This window comes from Lysinibacillus sp. NPDC097868 (assembly GCF_044761135.1).
GTDB lineage: Bacteria > Bacillota > Bacilli > Bacillales_A > Planococcaceae > Lysinibacillus.
In genome coordinates this window covers 20,700-41,777 of the sequence record NZ_JBIWBS010000005.1, presented here as the reverse complement: position 1 = coordinate 41,777, position 21,078 = coordinate 20,700, and the positions used below count along the sequence as shown (strand labels likewise).

Sequence of the window (21,078 nt, the reverse complement as noted above, 5' to 3'; positions counted from 1 at the left end):
TTACTCCTGTTCAGGATTTCGTAAATAATACCCTACACCACGGCGAGTGACAATCCATGCCGGATGACTTGGATTATCCTCTATTTTTTCACGAAGTCGACGAATCGTTACATCGACTGTACGTACGTCACCAAAATAATCGTAGCCCCATACTGTTTGTAAAAGATGCTCACGAGTCATCACTTGACCAATATGTTTACCTAAATAATGTAGCAATTCAAACTCTCGATGTGTTAGCTCAATTGCTTCATCACGCTTCATCACTTGATAAGCGTCAGGCTGAATAACAAGAGATCCTACTACAATTTCATTTGATGCTGCTTCTTCTTCCTCAGCTGCAGGAGCCACTACTTGAAGGCGGCGCATATTAGCCTTTACACGTGCAATAAGTTCACGAGTACTAAATGGCTTCGTTACATAATCATCCGCGCCCATTTCTAAGCCTAACACCTTATCAATCTCTGAACCTTTAGCTGTTAGCATAATAATAGGGAAATCATATTTTTTTCGGATTTCTCTACAAACTTCCATACCATCTCTTTTTGGTAGCATTATATCTAAAAGCATTAAATCTGGTTGCTCTTCCTCAACTTTTTCTAATGCTTCATCTCCATCATAAGCACAAATTACTTTGTAGCCTTCTTTAATTAAATTAAACTGTAAAATATCTGCGATTGGTTTCTCATCGTCAACAACTAAAATTGTTTTGCTCATACATTCTCTCCCTTTCGCTATTCATCTATTCTAAACAATGTGTATTTGTAAAGTTACTACTCTTAACTCTAACATGCTTTTAGCTTCCATGCATTATTCATGTCCAGTTTCCCTATTTTGACAATTATTTCTCGGGAAATAACTTAACTATTATGCTTACTATACAAAAAGGCAGCCCACTATTTGGACTGCCATTTACAAAAGATCAATTACGCCTCAGCGTATTTGTATTCAGATTTGAGCTATTTAAAAAGCTCCTCTAAAAATCTGTGACATCCGCTAGGGCCTTTAACTTGATACAGCTTGGGGTTTAACCCCCACTGAATTCAATGCATCTCTGGCATCCCCCACTTATAGAAGTGAAGGATGTTTGCTGAAGCAATTTAATTACTGACCTACATATGATAATGGATTGACAAGCTCTCCATTTTTCTCAACTTCAAAGTGTAAATGTGTACCTGTTGAATTCCCTGTAGAGCCCATAATCCCAATAACAGAACCTTTTTCAACTACTTGTCCAACGCTAACTTTTATAGAAGATAAATGTCCATAAAGCGTCGTATAGCCATTTTTATGATTAATAACAATGCGATTACCATAGCTGCCAGAAACACCAGCCGCTACAACTACACCATTATCTGAAGCTAGTATATTGTAGTTACTAGGACGAGCAATATCAATCCCACGATGGTTGGCACCCCAACGTTGCCCCATTCCACTTGAAATATAGCCTCCTACTGTTGGCCAAGAAAACTCTCCCGTCCCACGAGACGAGATAACTTTTGTTCCTACAACTTCAATTTGATCTACTGGTTGTTGTAGTACTTTTTCTTCTAAAGCTACTTTTGATGTTCTTGTTCCATTTTCAGCAGTGATTAAGTAAGAGGTTTCTTTTTTACCATTAACACCCTGCTGTTTTACAACTGTTTCACCTTTATACATCGTAGGGTCTTCTTCAGTTATTTTTTTAAATGGAATTGTATCTGTAATTTTCTTTTCTTGTTTAACTTCTATCGCTACAAATGGTTTTGCAACTGTAACATTTAATGCTTGTCCAATTTGTAACACTGTATCAACTGTTAGACCAGGATTTAATGCCATTAATTCAGCCGTTGTTAAGTCATGTTTTTTAGCGACTGCTCCTAATACATCACCTGATTGAATTTTATATTCCTCTTGCTTAAGGGAGCCTGTCATTAAATACTTGACTGCCTCTTCAGGTGATACAACGACATTTGGAGCTACCTTTTGTGTTACACCAGAAATACCTTGTTTAAACGTTATATTTAAAAGGCGTGATTCACCAGACTGTAAAGCTGGTAAATTATTTATAGATTGCTGGTTAGCAAGCGAGTCTAACTCTTGTTGTGAAACATATTGAAGCTTTAACATACGAATTGTTTCTTCGTAGGCATCCGCATCTTTTAAATAGGCGATTGGCTTATTATCTACTAATAATGCAAAGGCAGGCGATTGAGCTACTAATGATTGCTCAAGCTTCGCTAAAGTTTCTGCATCCTTGGTTTCATTACTAAACACTTGCTCTGGTATTATTTTCACTGCTGAGTTAGCATCAATTAATAAGTCTTTGTACTGATTACTTGCTTGTTGTTCTTTTGAAGCAATAATTTCATGAACAGCTTTGTCATCAGATACAGCACCCATATATTCATTATCTACATATACATGATAGATTTTATTTAATGCTTCTTTATGATTATTTTCTTTTGTAAAGCCCACGTTTATTGCGAAACTTGCCATTAAAACTGCAATAATTGATACTTTTTTAAAAGAAGAAAAATTGTAGGTGAATCGATTGCTTCCTTCTTTTTTATTCCAAGACGAACTCATTCAATAAAGCCCCTTCCAACTTTAACCTAACATAGGTTTAATTACCCACAAAGAATTTTGCACCACTATAATGTACCATAAAGAAAATGTTGTTTGAATAATTTATCCTTTTTGTAATGAAAATGTATTATTTCTCTACTAATTGTTACATAATCCCTATAATTTACAGCACTCATTTTGCTCCTATTTTTTTCAAAATTAATAAATATTATCCTTTTTATTTTATTTCAAAACAGAATTTGAACTTATTACTTTTTAGTTTTTAAATATTTCGATAAAATAGAGTAAGAGACTAATTGATTGGAGCGATTGAATTGAGTGATTCACAGACCTCATTGAAGGTAGCAAAAGCAAAACAACAAAAAAAGAATACAGTGCGGAAAATTACCACCAGAACTATTATGGTTGCAATAGGTGCTATCATTATGGCAGTAGGACTTGAGCTATTTTTAGTACCCAACCATATTATGGACGGTGGCATCGTTGGTGTTTCCATTATCGCCTCGCATTTATTAAGCTTACCCCTAGGCATATTCATCTTCGTTTTAAACTTACCTTTTATCTTTTTAGGATATAAACAGATCGGTAAAACATTTGCACTTTCTACAGGGCTCGGCATTACAGTGCTCTCTGTAACAACAATCTTCTTACATAATCTTCAACCATTTACAACAGACACATTACTCGCCACAGTATTCGGTGGTATTATTTTGGGCATTGGTGTTGGTATCGTTATACGTTATGGTGGTTCTTTAGATGGTACTGAAATTTTAGCCATTTTATTTAACCGAAAATCCCCCTTCTCGGTCGGAGAAATTATTATGTTTTTTAATCTTCTTATTTTTACAATTGCAGGTTTTGTTTTTACGTGGGAGCAGGCAATGTACTCCATCATGGCTTATTATATAGCCTATAAAATGATCGATATTGTGATACAAGGGATGGAAGAATCAAAATCTGTTTATATTATTAGTGATGAAATTGATGAAATTGGGCAAACAATTATGGATCGACTTGGTCGTGGGGTTACTTTTCTACATGGTGAAGGCGCCTATACTGGGAACGACAAAAAAGTTATTTTTACAGTCATTACGCGATTAGAAGAATCAAAATTAAAATCGATTGTCGCTGAAATTGACGACCATGCATTCCTTGCAATAGGGAATATTGCAGAAGTAAAAGGTGGCCGCTTCAAGAAGAAGGACATTCACTAAAAAGAGCGCGTACCATTTGTGGCACGCGCTTTCTTTATTTTTACTTTACGTTTTTGAAACAATGCGATGACACAATGCTTGTTGATTGGAGTGGAGGGCGGCGACTCCTGCGGGAACGCACAGGACGTAAGACGCAACAAACCGCGCGCTAGCGAGGGTTGTGGCTTACGATGTGCCCGCGGAAAGCGCCGCACGTAACGGAAATCAACGGCCATAGTCTTTGATATTTATTATACTTCCCAAATATCTACTAACACATTTGTTTGTTCACGACCAGGGCCGACAGAGAAAGTAGCAATTTGAATACCAGTTAATTCACTTACACGTTCAACGTAACGGCGTGCGTTCTCTGGTAGCTCTTCTAATGTTCGGCAGCCTGTAATATCTTCTGACCAGCCTGGAAGCTCTTCATAGATAGGTACACATTGTTCAATTATATGAAGATTCGCTGGGTACTCCGTAATTGTTTCATCTTTGTATTTATAAGCTGTACAGATTTTTACTGTCTCTAAGCCAGATAAAACATCAATTGAATTAAGTGATAGATGTGTAATACCACTTACACGACGTGAATGGCGAACTACAACCGTATCAAACCAGCCTACACGACGAGGGCGTCCAGTCGTTGTACCGTATTCGCGACCAACTTCACGGATTTGTTGACCAACATCATCAAATAATTCAGTTGGGAACGGGCCATCTCCTACACGTGAAGTATAGGCTTTACATACACCAATAACACTTGATACTTTAGATGGGCCAATACCTGCACCAATCGCTACACCACCAGCAACAGGGTTTGAAGAAGTAACAAATGGATAAGTCCCTTGATCGACATCAAGTAAAATACCTTGTGCGCCTTCAAATAATACTTTGCCACCCTCATCTAACACATCATTTAAAATTTTTGAAGTATCGGTAACATATTTTGCGATTTCTTGTCCATAACCATAAAATTCTTCGAAAATTTCTTCGAATGTTACACCTTCAACTTCATAAAACTTCTCAAACAATTTATTTTTAATTGCTAAATTATGACGTAGTTTTTCTTCAAATACTTCTTTATCTAATAAATCAGCCATGCGGATACCGATACGTGCAACTTTATCTTGATAGCAAGGACCGATTCCTTTACACGTTGTACCGATTTTATTTTCGCCACGGCTTTCTTCATCTGCGATATCTTGTTTAATATGATATGGCAAAATGACATGGGCACGATTTGAAATGCGAAGATTATCCGTATTAATGCCTCGCTCTTGAAGTCCTTTTAGCTCTGTTACAAGCGACTTCGGATTAATAACCATCCCATTTCCCATTACAGAAGTTTTTTCTTTGTAGAAAATACCTGATGGGATTAAATGGAGTTTATATGTTTCACCATCAATTTTAATGGTATGTCCTGCATTATCGCCACCTGCAAAGCGAGCGATTGCATCTGCCTTTTGTGAAAGAAAATCTGTAATTTTACCTTTTCCTTCGTCTCCCCACTGTGTTCCTACAACTACAACTGATGTCATAATCAGCACCTCCGTTAGATACGTATTGTATCTCATTAATCAAGCCGTAAATTATTGTAACAATGATAGAAACGACTCGTCAACAAAAAACAGTTAAAAACACGAACATAAAATCAATTACTATGATTTAACGTTCGTGTTTAATGACGGAATGGTATGAATATTATCTCTTTTTTAGATAAATATTACTAATCGCGTGGAGGTGGTGGTGGCATTTGTGACCAATCCACGTTTATAAATTTATTGAATTCCTTTTTAAAAGCAAGTGTAACTGTTCCAGTTGGACCGTTACGTTGTTTAGCAATTATAATTTCAATCATATTTTTACTCTCGGACTCTTTATCGTAATAATCATCACGATATAAGAAGGCAACAATATCGGCATCCTGCTCAATACTTCCTGATTCACGTAAGTCACTCATCATTGGTCGCTTATCCTGACGTTGTTCCACGCCACGTGAAAGCTGTGATAATGCAATAACAGGTACCTTTAATTCACGCGCTAATTGTTTTAACGAACGTGAGATTTCTGATACTTCTTGTTGACGGTTTTCACCTGGCTTACCACTACCTTGAATAAGCTGTAAGTAATCGATTAGAATCATTCCAAGTCCATGCTCTTGTGCTAAACGTCTACACTTTGCTCGAATTTCATTGATACGTACACCTGGTGTGTCATCAATAAAAATACCCGAATTCGATAAACTTCCCATTGCCATCGTTAGTTTACCCCAATCTTCGGTTGTTAAAGCACCTGTACGTAAAACTTGTGCATCAATATTTCCCTCCGCACATAGCATACGCATGATTAGTTGCTCTGCACCCATCTCTAATGAGAAGATGGCAACATTTTCACGTGCTTGTACAGCAACACTCTGTGCAACATTTAGCGCAAAAGCTGTTTTCCCTACAGAAGGTCGTGCCGCGACTATAATTAAGTCATTGCGTTGGAAGCCAGCTGTAATATGGTCTAAATCACGGAATCCTGTTGGAATACCCGTTACATCACCTTTACGTGATTGAAGCTGTTCAATATTATCGAATGTCTCTACTAAAACGTCTTTTACATGTTTAAAGTCGCCAGCATTTTTGCGGTTGGCGACCTCCATCATTTTCTTCTCTGCCTCGCCAAGTAATGCCTCTACCTCATCCTCACGTGTGTAGCCATCTTCTACAATTTTTGTAGCTACACGGATTAAACGACGTAAGAGCGCTTTTTCCTCAACGATTTTCGCATAGTGAGCAACGTTTGCTGCCGTAGGGACAGCATTGGCGAGCTCTAGTAAATACGATAGCCCGCCAACATCCTCAATCTCTTTTTTTGCTGATAATTCCTCAGTAACTGTTACAACATCTATCGCTTTTCCTAGATCACTTAAACGCAGCATCGTTTCAAAAATCTTCTTATGTGCGTTTTGGTAAAAATCATCGGCTAGTAATATTTCTGATGCCGTGATTAGTGCCTGTGGTTCTAGAAAAATCGCACCGATAACCGATTGCTCCGCTTCCCGGTTATGCGGTGGAACGCGGTCTATCATCGGTTCGTTCATGGATAGTCGCCCCTTATTCTTCCGTTACTTGTACTTTTAATGTTGCTGATACTTCGTGATGTAGTTTTACAGGTACATTTGTAAAGCCTAGTGCACGGATTCCTTCAGGTAAAGTCATTTTACGTTTATCTATTTTAATGCCATGTACTTTTTGAAGTGCTTCAGCAATTTGTTTTGTAGAAACTGAACCAAATAGGCGACCGCCATCACCTGATTTTGCTTTTAGTTCAACGGTTAATGCTTCTAGCTTTTCTTTTAAAGCTTTTGCTTCTGCTAATTCTGCTGCTGCATTTTTTTGTTCTAATTTCTTTTGACCTTCTAATTGGCTCATTGCTTGAGCATTCGCTTCTGCAGCATAACCATTTTTAATTAGGAAGTTTTGTGCATAGCCATCTGCTACATTTTTAACTTCCCCTTTTTTTCCTTTACCTTTAACATCTTTTAAAAATACTACTTTCATAATTCAGAACTCCCTTCGAGTACCTCATATATGGCCTCTTCTAAATGTTTTTTTACTTCATCAATAGAAAGTGCATCTATTTGGCAAGCTGCATTTGTTAAATGCCCGCCACCTCCAAGCCTTTCCATGATGAGCTGTACGTTTACTTCTCCTAGCGACCTTGCACTAATACCGATTTTGCCATCAGCACGATGCGCAATGACGAACGATGCGTTAACGTCTTTCATCGTTAGTAAAATATCAGCCGTTTGTGCGATTAATACGGAATCATAAATTTTCGCCTCTTCACCGACAGCTACAGCAATGCCCGGCTTTACGAATTTTACCGTTTGCACAATTTTTGAACGTTCGATGTACGTAATGATGTCTTCTTTTAATAGCCTTTGCACTAAAACTGTATCGGCACCATTTGTTCGTAAATATGAAGCTGCCTCAAAAGTACGTGCACCTGTACGAAGTGTAAAACTTTTTGTATCAACAATTATCCCCGCTAATAATGCTGTCGCCTCTAACATATTAATTTTTGCTCGCTTTGGCTGATACTCTAGCAACTCAGTTACAAGCTCTGCTGTGGACGAAGCATAAGGCTCCATATAAACGAGTGTTGGATTTTCAATAAAGTCTTCGCTACGACGATGATGGTCGATAACTACTACCTTTTCGGCAAGCTTTAATAAGTATGGATCGATTACTAAATCGGGCTTATGTGTATCCACAATAATGAGTAAGGACTTTTCAGTCATTTTCGCTGCAACTTCTTCTGGCGTTAAGAAATGCTCATAGAAGTCGGATTTACTTTCAATTTCATGCATTAAACGTGTTACACTTCCGTTTAATTCATCGAAATTAATAACAACATAGCCCTTTACATCATTCATTTGTGCCATTTTGCGGACCCCGACAGATGCGCCTATAGAGTCCATATCAGGGTTTTTATGTCCCATTACAAACACCTGGTCACTGTCTTGTATTAAGTCACGTAACGCATGTGAGATAACACGAGCTCTTACACGAGTACGTTTTTCTACAGGGTTGGTTTTACCACCGTAAAATTTAAGCTTTCCAGTAGGCTGCTTGATGGCTACCTGATCCCCACCTCGACCTAATACAAGGTCCAAGCTTGATTGGGCTAACTCACCAAGCTCCACTAATGAAGAAGAACCTGCTCCAACGCCAATACTAAGCGTTAAGGAAAGATTTTTTTGTGCTGTCTTTTCACGGATTGTATCTAAAATAGCAAATTTCTTCTTTTCTAGTTCCGTTAAAATTGACTCATTTAAAACCGCTAAAAAACGGTCCGATGAAATTCTTTTTACAAAAATACCATGCTCCGCTGCCCAGTCGTTGACAATGGATGTTACCATCGTATTTGTTAAGCTACGTGGTTGATCGTCCATTGCTTGCGTAATTTCATCATAGTTATCAACAAATAAAATAGCAATGACTGTGCGATCTGCAAAATATTGCTTTTCAATAGCGATTTGTTCAGTAATATCGAAGAAGTATAGCAAACGCTCTTCTTCTTTGTAAAAGACACGATATTTCCGATCACGAAGCGTAATTGTAGCTTCCTTTGTCTCCTCGGTCTTCATCAGTACATAGATATCGTCGGATATATTAACGATCCCCTCACCCACTAATGCCTCATTGTCTAACACATTTTGCATATATGGATTGGACCATTCTATTTCATATTCCTCATTCACCAGCAAAATCCCAATGGGCATTTCTAGTAATGCCTCTTCTCCAACCTTTTTCATTCGGAAGGAAATGGATTCAATATGCTTTTCTGTCTCTTCAAAAGTAGCTTTTTCAATTTTCCATGTATAGGCCATTAATATAGCGAAGCCTATTCCATAGCCAATACCAATCCCAATATTCCATATACATAGAAGCATAAACGTCACAATGCCAAAAATGGAAAGAACAAAAAGCGGATAGCGGATTGGTCGTCTTCTAAAAGTCCCCATTACATCAGCCCCTTATTCCTTAGTCTTCCCTTTCACAAGTGAACGCACGTCGAAACCTAAATCGATAATACCGAGTAAAATAATGAATGATGCAAGTGGAATGGCTAAAACAGTAGCAATCCATTTTACAACGCTCGGCATTCCTTTCGTCGCAATGAAATAATGTATAAATGATATCCCTTGAAGGATTAATAAAAGCCACAAAATATAAGATACATTTAATACGATAACATCTAGCATAGAGCCCGATTCTGGATGTATAAATAGATTAATACACAATATAATCATGTAGTACCATAACACAGAGCGTGGAAGTCGCATATTTTCAAACGGTGAGAATTTAGGAACTTTTAAACCTAATCGTTTTAAAATTGGTAAATTCAGTGTAATTACAATAAAAGCTATTGAAAATGCTAAGATTGTCACCGTCGAAGGTATTGTTAGCTCAATAGTTTTAAGCATAACCTCCATTTGTTCAGGTTGTATTGCAACTTGACCAGTTACACTTTTAGCAAGCTCGTTGGATTGCTCATAACTGTCCCGAGCAAGATCCAAACTCATTTCAATCACGTTAATTCCCGCTAATTGCACATAGGCTAGATACACAAGTGCTGACGATAAAAGTACCGCGATACCTGATGACATGAATAAATAAAGTTTGCTCTTCTTCAATTGAATTCCATTACCTATGACTACTCCAAGCAACGCCATAATAAAGGCAAATGGCAGCATAAATAGTCCACTCGTTAAAACTGTTAAAATACAGCCAACAACTGCAACGAGTATTGATGAGGAACGCTTGTAACTTGCGCTATACCAAGCAATCGGTAATGGAGTAAATAATAAGGCTACCATAGAAATGATTGGTACATACGCTGAAGCAATCATTAAGATTGTAAAAATTGCAACCATCATCGAGCCTTGTACAAGCGCCTTTGTTTGATTATTCGGCATTGAAAACCTTCCTTTTTGTCAGTCAAACTTACTAAACTTTATTGTACCATTTTTTCACCTTATTGAACAAAAAACGCTAAGAACGTCTGTATGCTTTATGATAAATTGATGTCAAAAGTAAAGTTTCGTAATCAAAAAAGGTAATCGCATGGCATTTTACTGTTACGGATAAAAGCAAAATAAAGAAGAGTCCGGTGCAATACCGAACTCAAAATACTAAAATTCAATGATTAATGATTTAGCATCGTTTGGGAGTTCAAAAAAATCCCTTCAGAATGCATTCTATATTCTTTATCAACATATTGAGAACTTAAGTGACTATGAGTAGCCATAATGATAGTCGTTTCATTCTCGCATAGCCTTTTAAAAAGGTTAAACACTAACATCGTCGTGTCGTCATCCAATGATCCAGTAGGTTCATCTGCTATTAACAATTTAGGCTTTTTAATTAATGCTCTAATGATCCCTACCCGTTGTCTTTCTCCTCCAGATAACTTGTCGATTTTCTTATCAAGTAAATGGTTAATTTTTAAATACGCACTCAGTTCATCACTATACGCCTTGGTTTGCTTTTTATCATATTTACCTAATAATAACGGTGCTACTATATTTTCTCGAACAGTGAGGTTACGAATCATTGGATTGTATTGTGAAATGTATCCGATTCGACTGCCTCTTATATTCGAAAGTTCGTTAAGATTTTGCTCATGCATTTCTATACTATCCATAACATACTGACCACTATCTGCTTTTTCAAGTCCAGCCAATATATTTAGAAGCGTACTCTTACCGACACCACTTGGTCCTTTAATAGAGATGAATTGATTGTTGGCCACTTCTAAATTAATTTTATTTAATATCGTTTTTTTGTTATATGCCTTTACTATGTTAACTAATGAAATAAAGTTTATAATTTTAATCACCCTTTAACTTTTCAATGACATTCGTTGTTGCTAATAAGTTATTCACTAACATATAAACAACGACATTGATTAACAACCAAACCAAGAACCCGGCAATTATTAAAATGGATATAATCGAAATGTCTTGCATGAATAGAACGGTGCACAACAATGCTAATCCTATACTCATGCCATTGAGAATTGAAAATTCAAGTTGTATATTTTTTTTGATTTTATGATTTGCAACCCCACTCATAATGAACACTAAATACGTATCAAATTGTCTTTTTATAAAGCTTTTAACGAACAAATAGAAGGCACACAAAATAAAAATAAATACAACACCCGATATTGTAAAAATATGTGTTTGATTGGCATCAATCATTTTATATAAGAGATCAACTGATAGCGAATTCGCACCAATAATTTGATAATCAGTGAAATTCGTCGCTTTTTCTATCTCTCCAATTTCCTTTCTTACTTCAAGCGCGTTTAAGTTGGTCATTAAATGACCTCCCATTTTACTTAAAAGAAGTGCCCTAAAGAATACTTCATCTACCTCCGTTTTTCGTAACAATTCAGAAGGCTGTTCAGAAAGCGACATGGAAGGTAATAGAATATAACGATTGAGTACTTGCTGCGGTTCAAGATTAGTGAAAACAAATGAATTTTCCTTTACAAAGCCTACTACTCGCCCAATAAATTTTTCAAAATAATAATGAATCTCTAATTGGTCATGCAACTTATAGTATGGACGATATTCAGAGCCGAGAATGACAGGTATTTCCTTTCTTCCTGCTACGTAGACATAAGCGGAATCCTCAAATGGCTGTCCTTCCATCAGTTCAACGACATTATAATCAAATACGGATTTAGTCACTTGCATCGATTTAGTGGTTTGATAAAACTCACCTTCGTACTCATATATATCATTGTTAGAGCCCCATTCATAATAGGCGGAGAACTTCTTATCAGGAGGATATTCTTTTAAGCCTATTTGTTGCGATACGGCATTATAAAAGACAACTTTACTATTTTTAAATACCCCATTATTAAAATCATTGAGTACATCATAGTTTTTTACATCTTTAAAAAATTCAATTTCTCTTTCACCTATTAAATCATCCGAAATCTGATAGATGTTGTAGTTATGAAATTTACTTGCTGAACGTATTTCTATTTTGGAAATATTTATATTTACTAATAGAACAAATAAAACGAGAGAAAATATAAATGAAAGTAGCACAGTTAACAACGTAAACAATTTTTTATTTTTCAATAAAAGTCTAGTTGTATTCAAAACGATCTTACTCCTTTTTTAATCAAGGACTTTGTTACAAGTAGACAGGCGAAAAAATATCCTATAAATGTTATGAACATATAGAAAACCGATACGTAGTACCAATGATTCCCCCAAATCGCATAGAAATGGTTAACGGCTATTAATACTAAAGATTCCAATAACATTATCACGAATAGCGCAATGAATTCTGATTTAAAAACTTTAACAAATATGATTTGCAATTTCCCGCCTGCTAAATACAATATTTGAACAATTGATTTTTTCCTTTGAATTGAATAATGGACTGTAACAGCTTGAGTGATGATTACAAACAGTAAAGAAATGAGTAAGAACCCTTTCAAAAAAATATTTGACTTCAATATGGAAGTACCTCTATCCTCGGTTTCAAGAAGCTTATAACTCGTATTAGGAAATATTTTTTGCATCAATTTATATGGATTTCCACTTTCTACATTGAGAATAAACTTTGTCCCATTTTGTAAGTTGATTTGTTGAGACTCTGATATATACCAAGCCTCCCTATTCAAATAAGAGCCTGATGTGTCAAATTGGCCAATAATGAGGCTTTTCAAATTTTTTGAAAGTGAACCTTCTGGAAAAACGGAACCTGTAATTATATAGTCTGTTGATAGTGGTTGTTTTTTATAGTTTATAGGTGGCAACTTTACTGATTTGTTAATATAGATATATTTTAATTGTGGATTATCTAGTTTATATTGCATTAACAAATAGGGCTCTTCTAAGTCGATGTCTAGAGAAGACTCTTCTGTATTGATAATGAATTCAACAGCGTTTTTGTCGATATAGCCATTGTTAATCATATTGGTATAGCTAACAGAGTCCATTATATAAAGCAGGGCAGCGGCACTAGCAAACAATAGTGCAGTTAGTAACACAAATTTGCTGGATACTATATATTTTTTCATCATGTTTATTCCTTCATTGCAAGAAAGAGATAATCAATTGATTATCTCTTCATGTATGTTATTTTCCATAGTAAGTTTTCGCAACCCAGTCTAAATCCCCAGGGTGCCAACCGCTAATTGCTTGTGTTGTACCGACAGCCCATTGACGCTTACTATCTGCTTCTGCACGACCTGAAATAGCAGATTCGTAACGAGCTCGAGAATAATGGTATACACCTGGCCAGTCGTGTCTGCAATGACTCGCTCATAAACAGCTGAACCTCTTCTTGTATACTCTTTCGTTGCCCTATGTATAGGGTTACTAGTAGCAAATGAAGAAAACCCGCTATCTTGTCGTACAGTAAAGTAGCCTGTATCTTCACTCCAACCGCCATAAATCGTTGGGTCATCTAGTGTTACTGCATTTGCTGAAGATAAGATTGTGCCGCTTAAACTTAATGTAAGTGCACCTACCAACATCCATTTTGTAGTTTTCAATTTAAACACCCCTTGATTTACAAAATAAATTTGATAATTTTAAACATTATAATAAATCGTTATTTATTTATTTGTCAATATTCAAAATTTAATAGTTTTACACTAAGATTTTTGTTCAAGCATTTATGTAAATCCGCCACTGCTTCTCGAATTGAACCTCTATTTTCAAACAAAATAAAAAAGCACAACAAGGTATAAACCTTGTTGTGCTTAGCAATCTTATTTATCTTCAGATACGAATGGAAGTAATCCCATAATACGAGAAACTTTGATAGCTGAAGTTAATTTACGTTGGTACTTAGCGCTAGTGCCAGTTACGCGACGTGGTAAGATTTTACCGCGCTCAGAAATGAATTTTTTAAGTAAATCCACATCTTTATAGTCGATATGCGTAATGTTATTAGATGTAAAATAGCAAACTTTACGGCGTTTGCGGCCTCCGCGACGTGGTGCCATAGTGATGTCTCCTCCTTATAAGTTTATAGTTTTTGTAGATTGAAGATTAGAATGGAAGATCGTCTTCCGATACTTCAATTGGTCCCTTGCTGTTAGCAAATGGATCTTCATCTACTCGTGTATAGTTCGGCTGATTCATTGGTGGTTGATTTTGCTGATAAGAAGCACCGCCGCCAAATGAACCTTGCTGAGGCATCGCGCCGCCATACTGTTGCTGTGGTTGACCACCGCCATATGACGGTTGGCTATTTGCGTAAGATTGTCCACCGTATTGGTTTGATGCAGGAGCACCTCCACCACTACGAGGCTCTAAAAACTGTACGCTATCTGCCACAACATCAGTTGTATATACACGCTTACCATCTTGTCCTTCAAAGCTACCTGTTTGGATACGACCTTCTACTCCAATCAAACTTCCTTTTTTCATGAAGTTCGCTAAGTTTTCAGCCTGTTTACGCCAAGCAACGCAGCTAATGAAATCTGCTTCTTTTTCACCTTGTTGGTTTGAGAATGTACGATTTACAGCTACTGTAAAACGAGTAGACGCAATACCATTTGGTGTGTAGCGCAGCTCAGGGTCTTTTGTTAGTCTTCCAACTAATACGACACGATTTATCATCAGAATGCAACCTCCTTTTCAGCATTTTGTTTAAAATTATTTTGCTTCTTCACGTACTGCAATGTGACGAATGATATCTTCGCTGATGTTAGCAAGACGTGTGTATTCGTTGATTGCTTCTGAAGGAGCGTTTACTTTTACGATTTGGTAGTAACCTTCGCGGAAGTCTTGGATCTCGTAAGCTAAGCGGCGTTTGCCCCACTCTTTTGCTTCGATGACTTCAGCACCGTTAGAAGTTAAGATTTCGTTGAAACGTTCAACTAAAGCTTTCTTCGCTTCGTCTTCAATGTTCGGACGTACAATGTACATTAATTCGTATTTTCTCATCTGTTTACACCTCCTTATGGACTCAGGCTCTCCTGTTTACAGGGAGCAAGGAGTAAGCAATAAATATTACTCACATCAATGAATTGTAACACATTGGCATCTGTCTTTCAAGTCGCAATCAAATAATTCATTCGATATAATAAAGACCATAATTAATTTTATAAAGGAGAACTATTTCTATGCTACCAGATCAAGAACCTAATGTAATTGAATTAGATATTAAAAAGCTAATGATGGATAGTATCGTTATTACTAGTGGTCTCTCTCTATTATTTATTGCCATACAATATATTTGTTTAAAAGATTTTCAATTTTCGTTATGGAGCATGCTAAGCGGAGTTGTCCTTTTTGTCATACTTTATATTGTGCTTATTATCTTGCATGAAGCTTTTCATTTAATAGGCTTTATGATTTTCGGCGGTGTGCCCTACAAATCGTTAAAGTACGGTGTTAATTTAGAGCTTGGTATTGCCTATGCAACGACTAACCAGCTACTCCCTAATCACGCAATGAAAAAAGCGTTGCTATTACCATTTTGGACAACTGGAATTGTACCAACAATTGCTGGCTTTTATTTTAACAGTACTGTTTTATTACTTGCTGGTGCCTTTTTAATAGCGGGAGCAGTAGGAGATTTCGCCATGTATAAGGAATTACGCAAATATCCAAAAAACGCCCTTGTACAGGACGATCCTCAGTTACCAAAGCTTTATGTTTATTCTCCACAAAAAAAGGAACTATCTCAAAAGTAATCGCTTCTTTTCTATGATTATGGTGTTAAAAATCCATGTTGTGCAGCTGTACATAAATTTCTCCAAATTCGATTAATAGTGGCTGTTTCAATAATAGCGTCCATTCCAAGACTACGAATGATATTATTTGCAATATCCACACATACAGCTGCACTTTCCTTGCTCATTTGCGTAAATTGTTGTAATTCTTGCTCTGTCAATTCAGCCCCAAGTTTATGTTTTTGCCAATAGTCTGTTAGCATAGCGTAAAATTGTTCTTCAACTTGTAAAAAGCGCTTTTTTTGCTGCATAAATAAAAATTGCAGTGCGCCTATACGTTCACTATAAGAGGATTTCTTATTTTTTTGCTCCATTAGGGAAAAAGCTTCATCTAAAAAATTCTCTGTAATTCCGAGACAGACACTTAAAAAAGAAGCCTCTGCAAAAGTAGCGAACGGAAAACTATGAACTACATTATTATATCTATTTTTACTAATGCCTAATTGGAATGTTTTATCGTACGGTATCCATACATCTTGGACACGAATGGTATGGCTTGCTGTAGCTTTTAAACCCATCGCTTGCCAGTCATTTATGATTTCCACTTGCTCACGACTTACCGCACAACTAATGATTTTATCTGTCATAATACCATCTTCTTTAATAAAGCAATTCATTGTAAAGGTTGTCGCATAGTCAGCACCACTACAAAACTTCCATTGCCCTGTTACAGTATAGCCACCATCCTTTTTTACGGCCGTGCCGTTAGGATAGCCACTCCCTGCTATTACAGCATCACTTGGTGAAAAAATCTTTTCTCCTATTCCTTGATTTAACGTAGGAATAAATAGATTACCACCTGTTCCAATCGTCACAAGCCATCCAAAGTTCCCATCAATAGCAGACATACGCTGAAACACTTTTATCCCTTCTAGTAAGTCTAAATCTTTGCCACCTAATTCCTTTGCTATAAACAATTTAAACAATTGTTTCTCATAAATAACCTCTAATATATCTTGTGGCAACTTTCCTAACTGTTCGATTTCTAAAGCACGTTCTTTTATTTCTAATATGTTCATAATATCCCCCTATGGAAATTGAAAATTCTGATATTATATAACCAAAAATAGGCTTTTCCAAACGTCAAAATACTACGCTAGGAGAAGCCTATTTTGTTTGTATAACTATTAGTAAAAATCGCATAGAATACCACAGGAAAGACAACGGCACATTACACGACAGAGAGCACTCGATAACGATGCAACTAACATCTCACCTATGGATAGCACAACGGTTTGTATTTTATTTAGACGTTAAAGCGGAATAACATGATATCGCCGTCTTGTACAATATATTCTTTACCTTCAAGACGTACTTTACCCGCTTCTTTAGCAGCAGCTTGTGAGCCTGCCTCTACTAAATCATTGTAAGCAACTGTTTCTGCACGAATAAATCCGCGCTCAAAGTCAGTATGAATGATACCAGCACATTGTGGTGCTTTCATGCCTTTACGGAATGTCCATGCACGTACTTCTTGTACTCCAGCAGTGAAGTAAGTAGCAAGACCTAATAAATCATAAGAAGTACGGATTAGTTGATCTAGGCCTGATTCTTTAATGCCTAATTCCTCTAGGAACATTGCTTTTTCTTCATCGTCAAGCTCTGAAATTTCTTCTTCGATTTTTGCACAAATTGTAATTACTTGAGCACCTTCAGCCGCTGCATATTCACGTACCTTTTGAACATATTCATTATTATCTGCATCTGCCACTTCGTCCTCTGAAACATTTGCAACGTATAGCATTGGTTTAATAGTTAATAGGTGAAGACCTTTAATGACTTTTAACTCGTCTTCTGAAAGCTCTGCTGCACGAGCAGGTCTGCCGTTTTCTAATTCAGCTTTGATTTTAAGAAGAATTGGTTCTTCAACCATCGCTTCTTTATCTTTTTGCTTCGCCATTTTGCTCACACGTTGTAAACGTTTATCAACTGATTCTAAATCAGCAAGTGCAAGTTCTAAATTAATGACTTCAATATCATCAATTGGATCTACTGCGCCAGATACGTGTGTAATATTTTCGTCTACAAAACAACGTACTACTTGGCAAATTGCATCAACTTCACGGATATGTGCAAGGAATTTGTTTCCTAGCCCTTCTCCTTTAGAAGCGCCTTTTACGATACCAGCAATATCCGTAAATTCAAATGCTGTTGGGACTGTCTTTTTCGGTACTACTAATTCTGTTAGTTTATCTAAACGTGCATCTGGTACTTCCACGATACCTACGTTTGGATCGATTGTTGCGAATGGATAGTTTGCAGCCAAAGCGCCCGCTTTTGTAATTGCGTTAAATAGTGTTGATTTTCCAACGTTAGGTAAACCAACGATTCCAGCTGTTAATGCCATAAATGGACACAACCTTTCTATGATCAGTTCAATTTTGTTGTTTTTATCCCGTATTATTAGGTGCTAAAATTCTTACTTCAAACAGCCAGTCTGCGTAAGCCATCTAAACAGTGCTGTTCAGGCCAATATTCGTTCATTACTTCGACTAAGCCGATTTATTCATCCCTTTGAGGACTTCTGAAGCAAGTTAGAGATTTCTGTATAACCCTATCTATTATATTGATTCGCCCATAAAAAGTCTAATACGCAAAAAGCTAGGCTTCGCTTGCATGCTTAAGGACCTTTTTCATTTTTTTCTCAAATTCTCGACGTGGAATCATCACACTGTGCTGACACCCTTCACATTTAATGCGCACATCCGCACCCATCCGAATAATTTTCCACTCATTTGTGCCACAAGGATGCTGTTTTTTCATTTCGACAATATCATTTAGTTCAAACTTTTTCGCTTCCATATTATTCACTACTCCCATCTTCTTTCCCATTTCCACCATATAACATCATATTAGGATACGCCATAGGAATATTATGTTCCTCAAACAGTTTTGTTACATCACGACGAATTGTTCGTGCCACACCATATTGTTGCTGTGGTAATGTCTCTGCAGCAATACGAATGGTTACTTCGGTACCTTTTACATTTTGCACACCTAAAAAGATAGGTGCTGCTACAAGCTCTTTATGAATTTTTGGAAGCGAATCTAAATACTGTTTAATAAGCGCTTCCGCTTTTTCAAAGTCTGCATCTGTAGTCATTTGTAAATCTATAAAAATTTTCGAGTTATTTATAGAGTAATTAATAACTTCTCCAATTGAACCGTTTGGAATAATAAATTGCTCACCAGTAGAACCTTTAATTTTTGTTGTACGTAATCCAATTTCTACAACAGTTCCTTCTGCTGCGTTTATTTTAATATAATCCCCTACACCAAATTGGTCTTCAAAAATAATAAAGAACCCTGTAATGACATCCTTCACTAAACTTTGTGCACCAAAACCGATAGCTAAACCGACAATTCCAGCCCCTGCAAGCAAACCAGCGACTTTAATGTTTAGCGAAGATAGGATAGCTATAATGGCTGAAAAATAGACAACATAGGAAATAACACTTTGTAGTAATCTTGCAATTGTTCGTTGCCGACGCTCTGAGTGATTTAATGGTGAGCGCATACGTATTAAGAATACTTTTTTGATAAATTTTTTACCTAATCGCACTGTTAACCACGATGCAATAAGGATTATCGTAATCTCAAATGTTGCATCAATTACCTGATCCCAAAATGTCTCGGACGTGACTATATCCCATTTTTTCTTTATCCATCTAGCGTTAAAATCCATTATTACCACCTCTTGAATAACTTGTTAAAAATTTGCGTATACTGCATAAAAATTGAGCACTTCCACCAAATAAAAATGAAAGTGAGTTTTTTTATGAATACTATACCTAATTTAGTACTACCCTATTCTCTTCATCATGAAAGTAAAAATGCCGTGTGGCAATTGAGTACATTATTTTTAGAGTATATCCCTTTCCATCATGAACGTCTTGTTTTTTGCTGTATCGGAAGTGATCGTTGTACTGGCGATACACTTGGACCGTTAACAGGTAGTTTTTTAAAAAAATCTGTTAGTTTTTCCTATGAAGTTGTAGGAACTTTGGAAGATCCATTGCATGCCCTCAACCTAGATACTACAATACAACAGCTACACCATCATACTACGAAACCATTTATCATTGCGATTGATGCATGTCTCGGTAGTGAACAAAATGTTGGTCATATTGCCGTGCAGGATGGACCAATATTGCCTGGGAAAGCTGTAAAAAAAGAATTGCCCCCAATCGGTGACATTTCCGTTAAAGGAATCGTCAATATTGGAGGCTTTATGGAAATGCTTGTTTTACAAAATACTAGGTTGCATATATCTTACGCAATGGCTGAAAAGCTTTCACGCGCTTTACTGCTTGCTGCACATCGTTACTCACTGAAAAGGATAGATGATAGCAACCATAATACCGACAACGACGATACCCGGCAACAAGTTGGCAGCCTTGATCTTTGTTAAGCCAGCTATATTTAAACCTATGGCTAAAATCATAACACCCCCTACAGACGTCATTTCTGTAATGAACATCTGTAGTGCATCATCTGGAATATAAGCACTGATAACACCTGCAAAAATTGCAATAATACCTTGATAAACAAATACTGGAACGGCTGATAATAGTACGCCAATACCTAAAGTAGACGCTAAAATAATCGATGTAAATCCATCAATAATGCCTTTTGTTATTAGGACGTTATGGTCATGACGAAGACCACTATCGAGTGCACCTATTATCGCCATTGATCCAACAACAAATATTAATGAAGCAGTTACAAAGCCTTCTGCAATATTAATTTGATTGTCGCTATTACGTCTTTTACTAAAAAGCGATTCTACCCACTGACCAAGTCGATTCATTTGCTTATCTAAATCTAACCATTCTCCTATCACAGTTCCTACTACTAAACTTACCACTAAAATAATAAAATTATTACTCTCAAAGCCCATTTTTATTCCTAATAGTGCGACTGATAAGCCAATAATCGATAATACAGAAGCCTTCATCGATTCAGGAATATTTTTGAAAATGCGCCCCACCAATGCGCCTACTACTATTAGTAGTGCATTAATTAATGCTCCTAAAATTACCAC

General features: G+C 36.6%; 22 protein-coding genes. 3 read left to right on the top strand and 19 right to left on the bottom strand.

Annotated elements, in window-relative coordinates:
* Both yycF and ACIQXJ_RS20625 read right to left on the bottom strand, forming a co-directional pair.
* Positions 1 to 714, bottom strand: a complete 714-nt coding sequence (gene yycF / locus ACIQXJ_RS20630) for a response regulator YycF (protein WP_403057141.1) — start codon at positions 712 to 714, stop codon at positions 1 to 3.
* 387 nt (positions 715 to 1,101) lie between these two features.
* A complete protein-coding gene (locus ACIQXJ_RS20625; RefSeq protein WP_403057139.1) occupies positions 1,102 to 2,565 on the bottom strand; it encodes a peptidoglycan DD-metalloendopeptidase family protein in 1,464 nt (487 codons plus the stop codon).
* A 296-nt stretch (positions 2,566 to 2,861) separates the two neighbouring features.
* Between ACIQXJ_RS20625 and ACIQXJ_RS20620 the strand changes: the two genes are divergently transcribed.
* A complete protein-coding gene (locus ACIQXJ_RS20620; protein WP_483869674.1) occupies positions 2,862 to 3,779 on the top strand; it encodes a YitT family protein in 918 nt (305 codons plus the stop codon).
* Between the two features lie 230 nt (positions 3,780 to 4,009).
* On the opposite strand, the gene ACIQXJ_RS20615 is transcribed toward ACIQXJ_RS20620, so the two are convergent.
* From ACIQXJ_RS20615 to rpsF, 12 genes are all read right to left on the bottom strand, one after another.
* Entirely contained in the window at positions 4,010 to 5,299 is a 1,290-nt protein-coding gene (locus tag ACIQXJ_RS20615) for an adenylosuccinate synthase (protein ID WP_403057137.1), read from the bottom strand.
* A 188-nt stretch (positions 5,300 to 5,487) separates the two neighbouring features.
* Complete coding sequence (gene dnaB, locus ACIQXJ_RS20610) at positions 5,488 to 6,849, bottom strand: replicative DNA helicase (RefSeq protein ID WP_173479150.1); 1,362 nt, start codon at positions 6,847 to 6,849, stop codon at positions 5,488 to 5,490.
* 13 nt (positions 6,850 to 6,862) lie between these two features.
* Positions 6,863 to 7,309, bottom strand: coding sequence for a 50S ribosomal protein L9 (gene rplI, locus ACIQXJ_RS20605; protein ID WP_173479149.1), 447 nt, complete (start codon positions 7,307 to 7,309; stop codon positions 6,863 to 6,865).
* Positions 7,306 to 9,279 (bottom strand): DHH family phosphoesterase, encoded by a 1,974-nt coding sequence (locus ACIQXJ_RS20600; RefSeq protein ID WP_403057135.1) that lies wholly within the window; start codon positions 9,277 to 9,279, stop codon positions 7,306 to 7,308. Before ACIQXJ_RS20600 ends, rplI begins: the two co-directional genes overlap by 4 nt.
* 12 nt (positions 9,280 to 9,291) lie before the next feature.
* Positions 9,292 to 10,233, bottom strand: coding sequence for a YybS family protein (locus tag ACIQXJ_RS20595; protein WP_403057133.1), 942 nt, complete (start codon positions 10,231 to 10,233; stop codon positions 9,292 to 9,294).
* Positions 10,234 to 10,463: 230 nt separating this feature from the next.
* Positions 10,464 to 11,156 carry an ABC transporter ATP-binding protein gene (locus ACIQXJ_RS20590; RefSeq protein WP_403057131.1) on the bottom strand — a complete coding sequence of 231 codons (693 nt, stop codon included), beginning with the start codon at positions 11,154 to 11,156 and terminating at the stop codon, positions 10,464 to 10,466.
* A complete protein-coding gene (locus ACIQXJ_RS20585; RefSeq protein WP_403057129.1) occupies positions 11,149 to 12,435 on the bottom strand; it encodes a hypothetical protein in 1,287 nt (428 codons plus the stop codon). The genes ACIQXJ_RS20590 and ACIQXJ_RS20585 overlap by 8 nt, the downstream gene beginning before the upstream one ends.
* Positions 12,432 to 13,367: a hypothetical protein gene (locus ACIQXJ_RS20580; RefSeq protein WP_403057126.1), complete on the bottom strand. Its 936-nt coding sequence runs from the start codon at positions 13,365 to 13,367 to the stop codon at positions 12,432 to 12,434. The genes ACIQXJ_RS20585 and ACIQXJ_RS20580 overlap by 4 nt, the downstream gene beginning before the upstream one ends.
* A gap of 87 nt (positions 13,368 to 13,454) precedes the next feature.
* A complete protein-coding gene (locus tag ACIQXJ_RS20575) occupies positions 13,455 to 13,841 on the bottom strand; it encodes a hypothetical protein (protein WP_403057123.1) in 387 nt (128 codons plus the stop codon).
* A gap of 219 nt (positions 13,842 to 14,060) precedes the next feature.
* A complete protein-coding gene (gene rpsR, locus ACIQXJ_RS20570) occupies positions 14,061 to 14,297 on the bottom strand; it encodes a 30S ribosomal protein S18 (RefSeq protein ID WP_024364646.1) in 237 nt (78 codons plus the stop codon).
* Positions 14,298 to 14,343: 46 nt separating this feature from the next.
* Positions 14,344 to 14,916 (bottom strand): single-stranded DNA-binding protein, encoded by a 573-nt coding sequence (gene ssb, locus ACIQXJ_RS20565; RefSeq protein ID WP_403057120.1) that lies wholly within the window; start codon positions 14,914 to 14,916, stop codon positions 14,344 to 14,346.
* Between the two features lie 36 nt (positions 14,917 to 14,952).
* On the bottom strand, positions 14,953 to 15,243 hold the full coding sequence (gene rpsF, locus ACIQXJ_RS20560; RefSeq protein ID WP_024364644.1) for a 30S ribosomal protein S6: 291 nt from the start codon (positions 15,241 to 15,243) through the stop codon (positions 14,953 to 14,955).
* 179 nt (positions 15,244 to 15,422) lie between these two features.
* Here rpsF and ACIQXJ_RS20555 point away from each other — a divergent pair, with 179 nt between their 5' ends.
* Complete coding sequence (locus tag ACIQXJ_RS20555) at positions 15,423 to 15,995, top strand: DUF3267 domain-containing protein (RefSeq protein ID WP_403057118.1); 573 nt, start codon at positions 15,423 to 15,425, stop codon at positions 15,993 to 15,995.
* Between the two features lie 17 nt (positions 15,996 to 16,012).
* On the opposite strand, the gene ACIQXJ_RS20550 is transcribed toward ACIQXJ_RS20555, so the two are convergent.
* From ACIQXJ_RS20550 to ACIQXJ_RS20535, 4 genes are all read right to left on the bottom strand, one after another.
* Positions 16,013 to 17,053, bottom strand: coding sequence for an acyl-CoA dehydrogenase family protein (locus ACIQXJ_RS20550; protein ID WP_403057115.1), 1,041 nt, complete (start codon positions 17,051 to 17,053; stop codon positions 16,013 to 16,015).
* 227 nt (positions 17,054 to 17,280) lie between these two features.
* Positions 17,281 to 18,381 carry a redox-regulated ATPase YchF gene (gene ychF / locus ACIQXJ_RS20545; RefSeq protein ID WP_401012258.1) on the bottom strand — a complete coding sequence of 367 codons (1,101 nt, stop codon included), beginning with the start codon at positions 18,379 to 18,381 and terminating at the stop codon, positions 17,281 to 17,283.
* 254 nt (positions 18,382 to 18,635) lie between these two features.
* Positions 18,636 to 18,836: a DUF951 domain-containing protein gene (locus ACIQXJ_RS20540; RefSeq protein ID WP_340821535.1), complete on the bottom strand. Its 201-nt coding sequence runs from the start codon at positions 18,834 to 18,836 to the stop codon at positions 18,636 to 18,638.
* A gap of 1 nt (position 18,837) precedes the next feature.
* Positions 18,838 to 19,719 carry a mechanosensitive ion channel family protein gene (locus tag ACIQXJ_RS20535; RefSeq protein ID WP_401012257.1) on the bottom strand — a complete coding sequence of 294 codons (882 nt, stop codon included), beginning with the start codon at positions 19,717 to 19,719 and terminating at the stop codon, positions 18,838 to 18,840.
* Between the two features lie 93 nt (positions 19,720 to 19,812).
* Here ACIQXJ_RS20535 and yyaC point away from each other — a divergent pair, with 93 nt between their 5' ends.
* The gene (gene yyaC / locus ACIQXJ_RS20530; RefSeq protein WP_403057112.1) at positions 19,813 to 20,445 is read left to right on the top strand and encodes a spore protease YyaC; all 633 of its coding nucleotides are present in this window, start codon (positions 19,813 to 19,815) and stop codon (positions 20,443 to 20,445) included.
* Here yyaC and ACIQXJ_RS20525 read toward each other — a convergent pair.
* Positions 20,362 to 21,078: a DUF554 domain-containing protein gene (locus tag ACIQXJ_RS20525; protein ID WP_403057109.1), complete on the bottom strand. Its 717-nt coding sequence runs from the start codon at positions 21,076 to 21,078 to the stop codon at positions 20,362 to 20,364. The two genes, yyaC and ACIQXJ_RS20525, sit on opposite strands and share 84 nt — an antisense overlap.